The sequence below is a fragment of the Pseudomonas sp. MDT2-39-1 genome, from assembly GCF_054898085.1.
Genome location: NZ_CM142716.1, coordinates 4,953,544 through 4,965,835 on the forward strand (window position 1 = coordinate 4,953,544; position 12,292 = coordinate 4,965,835).

15 protein-coding genes and 1 pseudogene are annotated in these 12,292 nt (G+C 59.0%); 6 read left to right on the forward strand and 10 right to left on the reverse strand.

Annotation, left to right across the window (positions count from 1 at the left end):
- Positions 1–73 precede the first annotated feature (73 nt).
- The 3 genes from ACYZTM_RS23170 to ACYZTM_RS23180 all read right to left on the reverse strand — a co-directional run bounded on the left by ACYZTM_RS23170 (position 74) and on the right by ACYZTM_RS23180 (position 2,147).
- Positions 74–943: a DUF6279 family lipoprotein gene (locus ACYZTM_RS23170; RefSeq protein ID WP_461984855.1), complete on the reverse strand. Its 870-nt coding sequence runs from the start codon at positions 941–943 to the stop codon at positions 74–76.
- Positions 944–1,020: 77 nt separating this feature from the next.
- On the reverse strand, positions 1,021–1,737 hold the full coding sequence (locus ACYZTM_RS23175) for a TorF family putative porin (protein ID WP_131062558.1): 717 nt from the start codon (positions 1,735–1,737) through the stop codon (positions 1,021–1,023).
- Between the two features lie 221 nt (positions 1,738–1,958).
- A complete protein-coding gene (locus ACYZTM_RS23180) occupies positions 1,959–2,147 on the reverse strand; it encodes a hypothetical protein (protein WP_017337097.1) in 189 nt (62 codons plus the stop codon).
- A 352-nt stretch (positions 2,148–2,499) separates the two neighbouring features.
- Here ACYZTM_RS23180 and ACYZTM_RS23185 point away from each other — a divergent pair, with 352 nt between their 5' ends.
- The 3 genes from ACYZTM_RS23185 (at position 2,500) to ACYZTM_RS23195 (ending at position 4,927) form a co-directional block, all read left to right on the forward strand.
- The gene (locus tag ACYZTM_RS23185) at positions 2,500–3,336 is read left to right on the forward strand and encodes a CvfB family protein (protein WP_461980169.1); all 837 of its coding nucleotides are present in this window, start codon (positions 2,500–2,502) and stop codon (positions 3,334–3,336) included.
- A gap of 46 nt (positions 3,337–3,382) precedes the next feature.
- Positions 3,383–3,775 carry a DUF2177 family protein gene (locus tag ACYZTM_RS23190; RefSeq protein WP_131062556.1) on the forward strand — a complete coding sequence of 131 codons (393 nt, stop codon included), beginning with the start codon at positions 3,383–3,385 and terminating at the stop codon, positions 3,773–3,775.
- 219 nt (positions 3,776–3,994) lie between these two features.
- Entirely contained in the window at positions 3,995–4,927 is a 933-nt protein-coding gene (locus tag ACYZTM_RS23195; protein WP_461984857.1) for a DMT family transporter, read from the forward strand.
- On the opposite strand, the pseudogene ACYZTM_RS23200 reads toward ACYZTM_RS23195, so the two are convergent.
- Positions 4,872–5,327: pseudogene (locus ACYZTM_RS23200) on the reverse strand (YbfB/YjiJ family MFS transporter); the annotation flags it as partial. The gene ACYZTM_RS23195 and the pseudogene ACYZTM_RS23200 sit on opposite strands and share 56 nt — an antisense overlap.
- Here ACYZTM_RS23200 and ACYZTM_RS23205 point away from each other — a divergent pair.
- The 3 genes from ACYZTM_RS23205 (at position 5,308) to ACYZTM_RS23215 (ending at position 6,052) form a co-directional block, all read left to right on the forward strand.
- Complete coding sequence (locus tag ACYZTM_RS23205; RefSeq protein ID WP_461984859.1) at positions 5,308–5,442, forward strand: hypothetical protein; 135 nt, start codon at positions 5,308–5,310, stop codon at positions 5,440–5,442. The pseudogene ACYZTM_RS23200 and the gene ACYZTM_RS23205 overlap by 20 nt on opposite strands.
- Positions 5,443–5,682, forward strand: a complete 240-nt coding sequence (locus tag ACYZTM_RS23210; RefSeq protein ID WP_461984861.1) for a LysR substrate-binding domain-containing protein — start codon at positions 5,443–5,445, stop codon at positions 5,680–5,682.
- Between the two features lie 241 nt (positions 5,683–5,923).
- On the forward strand, positions 5,924–6,052 hold the full coding sequence (locus tag ACYZTM_RS23215) for a PA1414 family protein (RefSeq protein WP_007914492.1): 129 nt from the start codon (positions 5,924–5,926) through the stop codon (positions 6,050–6,052).
- Positions 6,053–6,311: 259 nt separating this feature from the next.
- Here the strand turns inward: ACYZTM_RS23215 and ACYZTM_RS23220 are convergent, their stop codons facing one another.
- The 6 genes from ACYZTM_RS23220 to speB form a co-directional block, all read right to left on the reverse strand.
- On the reverse strand, positions 6,312–6,563 hold the full coding sequence (locus tag ACYZTM_RS23220; protein ID WP_461984863.1) for an acyl carrier protein: 252 nt from the start codon (positions 6,561–6,563) through the stop codon (positions 6,312–6,314).
- A 55-nt stretch (positions 6,564–6,618) separates the two neighbouring features.
- Positions 6,619–7,344, reverse strand: coding sequence for an MBL fold metallo-hydrolase (locus tag ACYZTM_RS23225; protein ID WP_461984865.1), 726 nt, complete (start codon positions 7,342–7,344; stop codon positions 6,619–6,621).
- Positions 7,345–7,428: 84 nt separating this feature from the next.
- Positions 7,429–8,808: a sodium:solute symporter family protein gene (locus tag ACYZTM_RS23230; protein WP_131062552.1), complete on the reverse strand. Its 1,380-nt coding sequence runs from the start codon at positions 8,806–8,808 to the stop codon at positions 7,429–7,431.
- 194 nt (positions 8,809–9,002) lie between these two features.
- Positions 9,003–10,514 carry a purine-cytosine permease family protein gene (locus ACYZTM_RS23235; protein ID WP_461984868.1) on the reverse strand — a complete coding sequence of 504 codons (1,512 nt, stop codon included), beginning with the start codon at positions 10,512–10,514 and terminating at the stop codon, positions 9,003–9,005.
- A gap of 54 nt (positions 10,515–10,568) precedes the next feature.
- Positions 10,569–10,991, reverse strand: a complete 423-nt coding sequence (locus ACYZTM_RS23240; protein ID WP_461984870.1) for a YybH family protein — start codon at positions 10,989–10,991, stop codon at positions 10,569–10,571.
- A gap of 9 nt (positions 10,992–11,000) precedes the next feature.
- Positions 11,001–11,951 carry an agmatinase gene (gene speB / locus ACYZTM_RS23245; RefSeq protein WP_461984872.1) on the reverse strand — a complete coding sequence of 317 codons (951 nt, stop codon included), beginning with the start codon at positions 11,949–11,951 and terminating at the stop codon, positions 11,001–11,003.
- Between the last annotated feature and the right edge of the window lie 341 nt (positions 11,952–12,292).

Here is a 12,292-nt window from a genome sequence, read left to right on the forward strand (position 1 = left end):
AGTCGACATCATCTTTGTCTGACACGCCGCCTTCGCGAGCAAGCCCGCTCCCACATTTTGATTTGTGTTGGGCTTAGCTTTGCTTGGCGGCTTTAAGGCATTTCAGATCGTTGAAGTCCTTGCGAACCCCTTCAATCTTCTTCAATAAGCGCTGGCGCTGAGCTGGCGTGCTCTCAGCCATTAAATCCACAAACAAGCTTCGTGCCTGCGCTTCGGTGTTGGCGTAGGCCTGACGGTACGCCGGCGTCCATAAACTCTCGCGATTCACCAGAAGCGTCTCGATGCGCTGTGGGAATTGCGGACTCTGGCGCTGCGCAACGGCCGCACTGAACTGCTTCTGCCAATGGACACGGTTGGCGATCCATTGCGTGTTCTGGTCACCCAAGGCGTTTGACCAGGTCACCACCCGTTGTTGCTGGGTCGGGCTGAGCGGACCCAGCCAGTCATTCAGGCGTTTTTCCATGCGTTCGCCGCGCTGTTTGATCTGCTGATCGAGAGACGGTTTAACGTAATCCTCCTGGCGTTTGCGCTGATCCTTGGCGAACGCGTCGTTCATTTCCGCGACTTGCTGGTCATCCAGCCCCTGTAATAGCTCGATGGCCGAAGGCGTGATTTCCCGGGCGGTCTGGGCGATGGCGGCTTTGGCTTCCTGAGTGCGGGTTTGCAGCGCGGCATCGGTGACCTGATTGGTCTCGACCATGACCTGCAAGCGGTCCAGCCAGTCGAGGTAGCCCGGCAGTTGCGTGGTGCAGTGCCAGCTCAGGTGTTCTTTGAGGCGCTCGTTGAACCAGCCTTTCTGTTCGCCGTTCATGTCCAGGTAGTCGCTGAGGGTCCACGGAATGATCACGTCGAGGTTGCGGTAGGCCAGGCCCACGCGGCTACAGGCGCCAAGGGCGAGACTGAGGGTGAGAATGACGGCGAGATACTTCAACCAGCGCGACATGGGCGAGTCCTTGCGAAGGTCTGGCTTCTTGAGTGGATTCTTATGTGAACGCAGAATGTGCCCGGCAGTTCAGCCGATCAATAGAAGGCGCGTTCGGCCTTGAGGGTGACCAGCCCGTCGCATTGGCTGTTGTGTCCGGAATAGGCGGAGCAGTCGCTGCCGCTGAGGCTTGAGTCGCTGTAGATCAGGTCGAGGTCGACGCCCATGAACGGCCGGGAAAGCTGCACGGACCAATCGGTGAAACTGCCGATATACCCACCGTCGACGGACGCCGGCGTGTTGAGCTGGTGGGTGGTGTATTTCATGCTGATCCCGATGCCGAACGGCTGATTACCGCCCAGGTCGGCGAAGACGGTGCTGTTCTGTTTGTCCGGATCGTTGCTGAACGCGGCACCGAAGCGGCTGCCGAGAAAAGTCAGGCCACCGAACAGCTCCTGGCTGTCGAGGGTGTCCACTTTCGGATAGCTGTAACGGATCATGCCGACTTCGTAGCCGAGGGTATTATCGAAAGGTTGTTTAAAGCCCAAATAGGAGTCGACTTCCAGCTTGGCTCCTGGCGTCAAACCCATGCTCGGTGCCCATTGCCCCACGTAAAAACCGCTGTCGTGGCTCAGGTCGAGGCCACCGTGGAACGAACCGGTACTGGAAGGTTTGACCAACCCCTGGGCCATGCTGCGGCTGGGGGTGGTGCCGAGTTTGAGATCGAAGTCGCCCAATTCACGCTGGAAGACTTGCGCGTTGGCGACCGAACACGACAGCAGGGTGCCGAGCAATAAACAGGAGGGTTTGAGCATGCGTCACTCCATGACAGCGGGGAGCAGGAACGAAAACCTACTGAAACGCTTGATCTAGACGTGTGCAAGCATACCGGCGAATACTCGGCATTGAAGGCCGTTCGTCGATTTTTGAAATATTGGTGGGTTTGGCGGAGTGTTGCGAGGAGGGTTCCAGTCCAAGCGCTTCGAAGCTCAAAGCGCTTACGGACCAGGTGACGCGGCAGATATTTGGGGGAGTGTTACTTCTTGCCCAAAGTGATCTGCTTGGACGGGCCGAACGTCTGGCCGCTGACGCCTTTGGCAATTTGCTGGATCTCGCCGCCGGACTTGAGGAACGCAGCAATCTGGTTGTTGATCGATTCGCTGGTTTCAACGGCTGGAGCTGGCTTTGCTTTGCTGTTGGATGCTTTTACACGCATGGCGGCCATTAACCTGTAGAAAATTAACTTGGCCAAGCATCGTACAGGAAATACTTGACAATTGCTTGGCAAATATCCCCTCAAAATACACATCGTAGGGGCGCAATGACTCACAAGTTATTATTCGAAATATGCCCCTAAGCTGCTGTTTTAACTAAGAACGACGGTAGAAAAACAAGGATTTCTGATGAGCTGGCAGTGGTGACAATCACCCGTTCGGCCTGACGAGCGGCCAAAGGCCTGAGTCAGTACCCAGGAAAATGTAGGCCTTCAGAAGAATTTCTGGTGTCACCGGGCTGGCCACGGAAACGCCGCCCGCAAAACCGGGTAGAATGCCGCCCACGCAATGAGGGTATTGGAAATGGCTTTAGTCGGGCGCTACAACAGTTTGCAAGTGGTTAAACACACTAACTTCGGTTTATATCTTGACGGTGGCGCGGACGGCGAAATCCTCCTGCCTAATCGTTATATTCCCAAAGATATTCCCAGCGAAGATGAAGATTGGCTCAACGTTTTTGTTTATCTGGACAGCGATGACAAACTCATCGCAACTACCGAAACGCCGAAAGTTCAGGTCGGTGAGTTCGCCAGTTTGAAAGTCGTTGAAGTCAACAGCATCGGTGTTTTCCTGGATTGGGGTCTGCCAAAGGATCTGCTGCTGCCGTACTCCGAAGAAAAGCGCCAGATGACGGCCGGCGAGTATGTCGTGGTGCACGTCTACCTCGACAAGCACACCCGCCGCATCACCGCGACGGCCCGCCTGGACCGCTACCTCGACAAGACCACGGCCAACTACACCCCTGGCCAGGAAGTTGATTTGCTGGTGGCCGAAGCGACCGACATGGGCTTCAAGGCGATCATCAACAACAAGCACTGGGGCCTGATCCACAAGAACGAAATCTTCAAGTTCATGCGCGCCGGCAAGGAAGAGAAGGGCTTTATCAAAGAAGTCCGTGCCGACGGCAAGATCAGCCTGAGCCTGCAACCGGTAGGCGAAGAAGCGGCCACCAGCCTCAACTCGAAGATCCTCGCCAAGTTGCGTGACAACAACGGCACCTTGCCGGTCAGCGACAAGAGCGACCCGACGGTGATCACCAGCATGTTTGGTGTCAGCAAAGGCAACTTCAAGAAGGCCATCGGTGCGCTGTACAAGAATGGCCAGATCGTCATTCATGCGGATCGCATTGAACTAAGCTGACCTCGCGCCGGCCCCATGTAGGACAAATACATGGGGTTGGGCGGCTATGAAAAAAGCGCTGTTTGCATACTCGGGCACCTTGCTCGCGTTTCTCGTGCTCGACGGCCTATGGCTCGGCGTGCTGATGACGTCCACGTATCGGGCGCTGCTCGGCTCGCTGATGCTCGACCAACCACTGCTGGCCCCGGCAGTAGCGTTCTATCTTCTCTATGTATTCGGTTGTGTGGTGTTCGTGGTGTTGCCGGCGAATACCTGGCGGCATGCTGCCCGTTTGGGGGCGCTGTTGGGATTGGTGGCGTATGGCACCTATGATTTGAGCAACTGGGCGACGTTAAAGGGGTGGTCGGCACAGTTGGCATTGATGGATATGGCGTGGGGTGCTTTTGCCACATGTGTTGCGTGCAGCGTTGGGTATTGGGCTGCGTGCAAAGCGCGGTGATCTCAGTGGCTTGCGATGACGTCATCGCGTGCAGGCTCGCTCCCACGGTTGATTGTTGTCGTACGCATTTACAGGTCCCCCGAAGCGGCATTTTCTGGCCATCTGGTTAATAATCGACGGCATCATTTTTCGCCTCGGTACTGTTTGTTCATCAAACAGGCCGGGGCTTTGTTTTTACTGTCAGGTCACTGCCATGTTGTGTGTTGTCGAGGTCTTCCAATGAGCGCCACCCGGCGTAGCGCCGATGGGTTTGCCCTGCAAGTGATGATCGGGTTGTGCCTGATCTGGGGTGTGCAACAGGTGATGATCAAATGGGCGGCGCCCGACATCGCGCCGGTCATGCAAGCGGTGGGGCGGTCGGGTATTTCCGCGTTGCTTGTCGGATTGTTGATCTGCTGGAAGGGCGGCTGGGACCAGGTCAGTAGCACCTGGCGCGGTGGTTTGCTGGCGGGTGCGCTGTTTGGCCTGGAGTTCTTCTTCATTTCCGAAGGCTTGCAACTGACCACGGCCGCACACATGTCGGTGTTCCTTTACACCGCGCCGATTTTTACCGCGTTGGGCGTGCACTGGCTGCTGCCGAGCGAACGTTTGAGACCCGTCCAGTGGCTGGGGATTTTCCTCGCCTTCGTCGGGATCGCCATCGCGTTTGTCGGCGGCGTGTCCTGGGATAACCTCGATCACCGCATGTTGATGGGCGATGCGTTGGGCGTGTTGGCCGGCGCATCCTGGGGGGCGACCACGGTGGTGGTGCGCGCCTCGCGACTGTCCGAAGCCCCGGTCACCCTGACTCTGTTTTATCAACTGATCGTCGGCTTCGTCGGGCTGCTGCTGATCGCGATCCTCAGTGGCCAGGTGACCCACGTCAGCCTGACCACCGTGGCGGTGGCGAGTGTGCTGTTCCAGGGACTGGTCGTGTCGTTCTTCAGCTACCTGACGTGGTTCTGGCTGTTGCGCCGCTACCTGGCCGCGAACCTGGCGGTGTTTTCGTTCATGACGCCGCTGTTTGGTGTCACGTTCGGCGTAGTGCTGCTGGGTGAAGAGTTGAGCATGAACTTCGTCATCGGTGCGGTGCTGGTGCTGCTGGGTATCACGTTTGTCAGCGCTGAGCAGTGGGTGCGCCGTCGTTTGCGCAAAGCCCTTGGGCAGCAGTGACCGGACGCAACAACAGCCCGCCGGCCACGAGTAATCCGCTGCCGGCGAGTACCAGCGCTGGCTGCAAACCACCACTGAATTGGCTGCTCATTGCTGCCAGCAACGGTCCGGCGAGCTGACCCACGGCGAAGCACGCCGTCAGCAGCCCGGTGTTGTGTTGGGTGGCGTGGGGCGCCAGTTCCCGGGAACGTTGCATCACCAATTGCAGCACCAACCCAATGGCCGACGCCAGGCCGAAGCACGGCCAGAACAGGTCGGCCTGCCGTTGGCCATGAAACTGAGCGCTGGCCATTTGCGAAAGGAAAGTGGCGGGGATGATGCAGCCCAAACCGTACAACCCGTAGATCACACCTAGACGGCCAATGCCTTGATGGCTGGAAGTGGCTGCGTTCGGTGCGGCCAATCAGACCGGCGGCGGTCAGGTCGATCCGACCTTCACTGAGCAAGTGCGGCATTTGATCAGCGAGGCTGATCACCCGCCGGTACGTAACGCCCTGGATGTGGAAGGACGGTAGGTGTTTACCTTTCGTCAGGGCTGTTCGTACCGGATGCGTCTGGAAGCCTGGTTTGCCCATGACCACGCGGCCATGGGCCGGGCGATGGAGATCGAATCCTATCCGGGAATGCAGGCGTGTGTGATTGCCGGCTCGGGCGTTGCGCTGATGTCGGAGTCGATGCTTGCCAGCCTGCCGGGCGCGAAGGCTTGGCGGTGCACCCTCTGGCGGAGCCGTTTGCCCGCGCGACGACGTGGTTGATGTGGCGCCAAGGGCATGGTCGGGGCCAACCTGAACGCGTGGATTGAGCAGCAACAGGCGGTCTATCCGTCGGCGCCGATTCAGGCCTCGGCGATAGCTTGAACTATCGGTCAGGTATTTAGATCAATTCAGTAACAGATCATTGCGGATTTGGGCGAGCAATGCGTAGGACTTCGGACTATTATCAGTGCGAAGGGGCCACAGAATTCCGGTCGCTCGGCACTACCCTGAAGGGGGCACCATGAAAGAGAAAATCCAAAACTGGCTGCACGATCTGGGTGTTGCACTCGGTTTGATTGAACCGCCTCTGCAACCTGTGCCTATTCGCACTGACGACGAACAGCGTCGACGCCAGCAGCGCCGCCGGTAACTGCCAACACGAGGCCCGTGGCGAGCGGGCTTGTTGTGGCAAGGGGGCTGTTGTGGCGAGGGAATTTGGCGAAATGTCGCACCGCCCCGTTCGGCTGCGAAGCAGTCGTAAATAGCCTAACGCGGTCAACCTGATACAACCCGGTCGAATGGTCTTGGGGCCGCTCTGCAGCCCAACGGGGCTAAATCCCCTCGCCACAGTGTGGTGTGTTCACTAAGTTATTCTTGATTGCCAACTGGTGAGTAGTTGGCAACCCGTCTCAATCCCGCCCGATCTCTATCAAAAACCGACTCAAATCATTCGCCGTCCTGGCGTTCTTGAGCATCCGGTCTTCCTCCGCCGTAAACGCTGTCAACCCCAGCTCATCCTCCAGATGGAAGATCAGCTCTTCGATATCCTGTTTATCCAATCCCAACTGCGCCAGGTTGGCGTTGTCGTCGAAGTCATCCTGACCCTCCAGCAGGCGGCTGATAAAACGATGCACGGCGGCACGAACGGCAGCTCTTTTCATGGTGGTTCTTCGAGGGCGTTATTGTTGTTGTCCTTGCGCTTGAGTACAGCAGGCTTCAGGCATGTGAGCGCTGCCACTCGTCAATCATCGTGCGCAAATGCTCCCCGGAAAAACTGCCGAAATGCCCGCCGTGTACCGTGCGGATCGGCAGCGCGCGCAAGCGTTGCAGGCTGCGGGCGTAGTCGTCGAGATTGGAGTGGTAGGCGTCTTCGATCAGCGGACCGTCGTAGATGATGTCGCCGCTGAACAGGGTCTCGGTCGCGGCTTCATACAGGCTGATGCCACCCGGTGAATGCCCCGGTGTGTGCAGCACGTGCAGCACGCGGTTGCCCAGGTCCAGCACGTCGCCTTCTTCAATCATCCCCGTGGCCGGTGCGGCTTTGACCCGGTATTCGGCGTAGCACAGCGGACAATCCGGATGCGCCTCGAACATCTCGTCGCCGACAAATGCCCGGCTCAAATCGTTTTCGCCGTCAGGTGCCGCCAGGATGTCGGCTTCGGTCGGATGTACCAGACGTTCAGGAAATTCGTGATGTCCCGCGATGTGGTCGAAATGGCAATGACTGGCCACCGCCACCAAGGGCCGCTCGGTGATCCACGGCAGTTGTTCGCGCAGGCTCACCAGCCCGGAACCGCTGTCCAGCAGCAAGTCCTTGTCGCGCCCCTGAATGTGCCAGAGATTGCAGCGGTAGAAGGGCCGGATATAAGGCTCATGAATCAGCCGAATGCCGTCACTGAGCTGTTTGACCTCGAACCACTGGTCGCGGTTGACGATCTTCATAAGCAGTTTCCTTCAGACGAAAAAAACGGGTGTGGCAACCGACGCCACACCCGTCGAAGAAAGCATCAAGTCGTTATGGAAAGCTTAGATGGCGCTCGCCACCGCTGCCGGGCGACGGGACAGCAAGCTGACCACGACGAAGCTCACCAGACCCACACCGAGGCTGTAGTAGATCGGGGTATTGGCGTCCATACCGTCCTTGATCATGAACAGCAGCGCGGTGGCAAAGCCCATGCCCATGCTGGCGATAGCGCCGGCGGTAGTTGCGCGTTTCCAGAAGATTGCACCGATCAGCGGGATCAGCATGCCGCCCACCAGCAGGTTGTAGGCCAGGGTCAGGGCGCTGATCACGTCGTTCACCACCAGCGCGATACCCAGCACGGCGATGCCGGTCAGCAGGGTGAACAGGCGGTTGATACCCAGGCTCGACTGTTTACCACCGCGCAGTTTCGGCAGCAGGTCTTCGGTCAGAGTGGTGGCGGCGGCGAGCAGGCCAGCGCTGGCGGTGGACATCATGGCGGCCAGTGCCGCTGCGATGACCAGGCCACGGATACCGTCCGGCAGGGACAGTTTGACGATGGCGGCGAAGGCGTTGTTGACGTTGTCCAGGTCCGGGATCAGCACATGAGCGGCCATGCCGATCAGGGCGCAGGCCAGTCCGTAAAGGATGCAGTAGAAGCCTGCGAATGTACCGGCGACCTGAGCCACTTTGGCGCTTCTGACGGTGAACACACGCTGCCAGATGTCCTGGCCGATCAGGATCCCGAAGAAGTAGATCATGAAGTAGGTGATGATGGTGTCCCAGCCAATCGTGGTGAAGCTGAAGGCGGTTGCCGGCAGTTTCAACACCAACTCATCCCAACCACCGACGCGGTACAGGCAGATTGGCAACAGGATGAACATCAGGCCCACGGTCTTGATGACGAACTGGACGATGTCGGTCAGGGTCAGGGACCACATGCCGCCGATCGCCGAATAGATCACCACCACGCCACCGCCGACCAGTACCGACAGCCAGAACGGCAGGTCGAACAGTACTTGCAACACGGTGCCAATGGCCAGGATCGAGACCACGCCGATCATCAGCGCATACGCCAGCATGATCACCGCGCTCGCGGAGCGGGCCATCGGGTTGTAGCGTTTTTCCAGCACCTGGGTAACGGTGTAGATCTTCAGTTTCAGCAGCGGTTTGGCGAGGAACAGGTTCAGCGCCACGATCCCGCAACCGAGGGCCGCGCAGAGCCAGAAACCGGAGATGCCATGGACGTAGCCCAGGCGCACGGTGCCGACGGTAGAGGCGCCGCCCAGAACGGTAGCGGCCATGGTGCCCATGTACAGGCCCGGACCGAGGTTACGACCGGCGACCAAAAAGTCTTCGTTGGTCTTGGCCTTGCGCATGCCGTAGTAGCCGAGTATCAGCATCGCGGCGGCGTAGATGAGTACGACGAATAAATCCAAAGCCATGATGGCGTGTCTCCGATTGTCTTTTTTATGGTGAGGCGAAAATCAATTCCTGTGGAAATACCCATTCCTTGTAGGAGCGAGGCTTGCCCGCGAAGGCGGTGTGTCAGTCAACATTGATGTTGAATGTGCCGCCGCCTTCGCGGGCAAGCCTCGCTCCTACAGGTAATGCGTTGACCACAGGTAAATGCGTTGAATCAGGCGGCTTGTCGCATCGCCGGTTTACCGAGCGAATCCGTGCCCTTGCTGCGTGGATCGTTGGGGCCGAATACCGCAGCCGGTTCCGGGAACAGGCTCAGCAGCGTCAGGTACACCAGCGACGCCAGGCCGAGGGTGACCGGCAGGCTGATGTCGATGCCTCCCGCCAGGTCACCCAACGGGCCAACGAATTGCCCCGGCAGGTTCACAAAGCACAAACCCACCAGTGCACTCGGGATCCAGGCACCCAACCCACGCCAGTTCCAGCCGTGGGTGAACCAGTAGCGGCCACCTTTTTCGCCGCGGGTGAACACTTGCAGGTCATCCGGGCAGTAGAAGCCGCGACGCACTAGCAGACCGATGATCATGATCACCATCCACGGGGTGGTGCAGGTGATGATCAGCACGGCGAAGGTCGACACGCTCTGCACCAGGTTCGCTGCAAAGCGCCCGATGAAGATGAAGGCAATCGACATCACCCCGATCAGCAACGTCGCCTTGACCCGCGACAGCACCCGAGGGAACACGCTGGACATGTCCAGCCCCGTGCCATAGAGCGAAGTAGTGCCGGTGGACATGCCGCCGATCACCGCGATCAGGCACACCGGCAGGAAGAACCAGCTCGGAGAGACCGCGAGCAGACCGCCGACGTAGTTGTTGGCCGCGATGTAGTCCGGTGCCTTGATCGCTACGATGGTGGCGGTGGCGAGGCCGAACAGGAACGGGATAAAGGTCGCGATCTGCGAGATCACCACCGCCGCCATGATCCGGCGCTTGGAGGTGTCACGCGGGATGTACCGCGACCAGTCACCGAGGAACGCACCGAAGGAAATCGGGTTGCTCATCGCCACCAGCGCTGCGCCGATGAAGGCTGCCCAGAAACCCGGTTGCCCCATGCTCACCGTGCCGGCGTAGTTCACATCGAAAGGCCCGGCAAAAGCGAAAATACCCAGCAGGAACAGCAGGCTGGCGCTCCACACGGCGATCTTGTTGACCCACAACAGGAAACGGAAGCCATAGATGCAAACCGTCAGCACCAGAATCGCGAACAGACCGTAGGCCAGGCCCAGGGTCAGGTCGGTTTCCGGCAAACCGATCAGGCGTTTGGCGCCACCGATCAGCGCATCACCCGAACTCCACACCGAGAGCGAGAAGAAGGCGATGGCGGTCAACAGCGACAGGAACGAACCGACGATCCGCCCGTGGACGCCGAAGTGCGCACCGGAAGACACGGCGTTGTTGGTGCCATTGATCGGGCCGAACAGGCCCATTGGCGCGAGGATCAGCGAGCCCAGCAACACGCCCAGCACAATCGCCCAGACGCCCGCCTGAAAAGACAGGCCGAACAGTACCGGGAAACTGCCGAGCACGGCGGTGGCAAAAGTGTTGGAACCACCGAAGATCATCCGGAACAAATCCGTCGGGCCTGCGGTGCGTTCGTTGTCCGGGATCTGTTCGACCCCGTAGGTTTCAATGTGCGTAAGGCTTTGGTCTTTGTTGTTGTTATTCATGATCAGCTCCGATCATAAAGGCGCGCTCATCGTGTGTGAGCGTCACCTGTTTGGCTAAGGGGGTGGCAGCCCTTCCGGCATCGCGGACAAATGTTCGTGGCAGGCCAGCCATAGGCCTTGTTGTTCTAGGCCAGACGCTTGTTTCTTGAAAACAATCGTCTCGCGCTCCTGGCTGAAGTGTTGCTCCCCTTGCATGCGCAGCTCGGTGGCCACGTCATGGATGAAAATCGCCACGTCACCTTGCAGGCTGACGAAGGCGTTGCTTGAAGTGCACGCAAGCACCTCGAAGCCATCCTCGGCGCGCCAGGTGTCCCACAACGCCTGGTAGGCATCGCGCGACAGCAGGGGCTGCTCGAGGGTGTAGAACACGAAGCTGGCATCGGCGCTGAACGCGCCGAAGTAAACTTCGCGATCGTTACGGGCAAAGGCTGTCACCAGATCGGCGGCAGCTTTCAATACCTGATCACGTTCGTTCATGACCGATCCTCAGCGGTGGGCCACGCCAGGCAGTACGCAGAGCATTTCGTACAGCAAGTTGGCGGCCAGCAGCGAGGTGTTGCCGGTGGTGTCGTAAGCGGGCGAGACTTCTACCAGATCGCAGCCGATCAGGTCGAGGCCTTGGCAGCCGCGAATGATCTCAATCGCCTGAATGGTCGTCAGACCACCGATTTCCGGGGTGCCGGTGCCTGGCGCCCACGCTGGATCGATGCCGTCGATGTCGAAACTCAGGTACACCGGACCACCGCCGACTTTCTCGCGAACTTCAGCCATCAATGGGGCCAGGGATTTGTGCCAGCACTCTTCAGCCTGAACCACGCGGAAGCCCTGTTTACGGCTCCAATTGAAGTCTTCGGAGGTGTAACCCTGAGCGCGCAGACCGATTTGTACCACGCGATCGCAGTCGATCAGGCCTTCTTCGGCCGCACGACGGAAGGTGGTGCCGTGGGCGATTTTCTCACCGAACATATGGTCGTTCACATCGGCGTGAGCGTCGATGTGCACCAGGCCGACCTTGCCGTGCTTCTTATGAATCGCACGCAGGATGGGCAGAGTGATGGTGTGGTCGCCGCCTAGGGTCAGCGGGATCACGTTGTGCTCGAGGATGGCATCGTAGGACTCTTCGATGATCCGCACGGCGTCCAGTAGGTTGAACGTGTTGATCGCCACGTCGCCGATGTCGGCAACCGACAGCGAGTCGAACGGTGCAGCACCGGTGGCCATGTTGTACGGGCGGATCATCACCGATTCAGCGCGGATTTCGCGAGGTCCGAAACGGGTGCCGGGGCGCAGCGAGGTGCCGATGTCCAAGGGGACGCCAACAAAGACAGAATCCAGGCCGGCAGCGGTAGGCAAATGGGGGAGTCGCATCATGGTGGCGATGCCGCCGAAGCGCGGCATTTCATTGCCGCCCAGTGGTTGGTGAAGAATCTTGTCCACGGGTAAGGCCTCATCGTCGTTGTTTTATTTATGTCGGTTGCGCCGCTCCGGGGAGGTACGGGCACCGTTGGGGGCCGATTCTGCGAAATGTAGTGGCCGGGAAGAATCGCTACGGGCAAATACTTAGTTCAGATTTTTCTAAACTAATGGCGGAGGGGGCGATAGACTTCTCGCTATGCACTGACCCCCTGTGGCCTGTCACTTAGAGGCTGAACACCACAACCCATGTGGGAGCGGGCTTGCTCGCGAAGGCGTCGTGTCAGTCGATATCAATGTTGCCTGACACACCGCTTTCGCGAGCAAGCCCGCTCCCACATGGGTTGAGTCTTCACAGATGCACC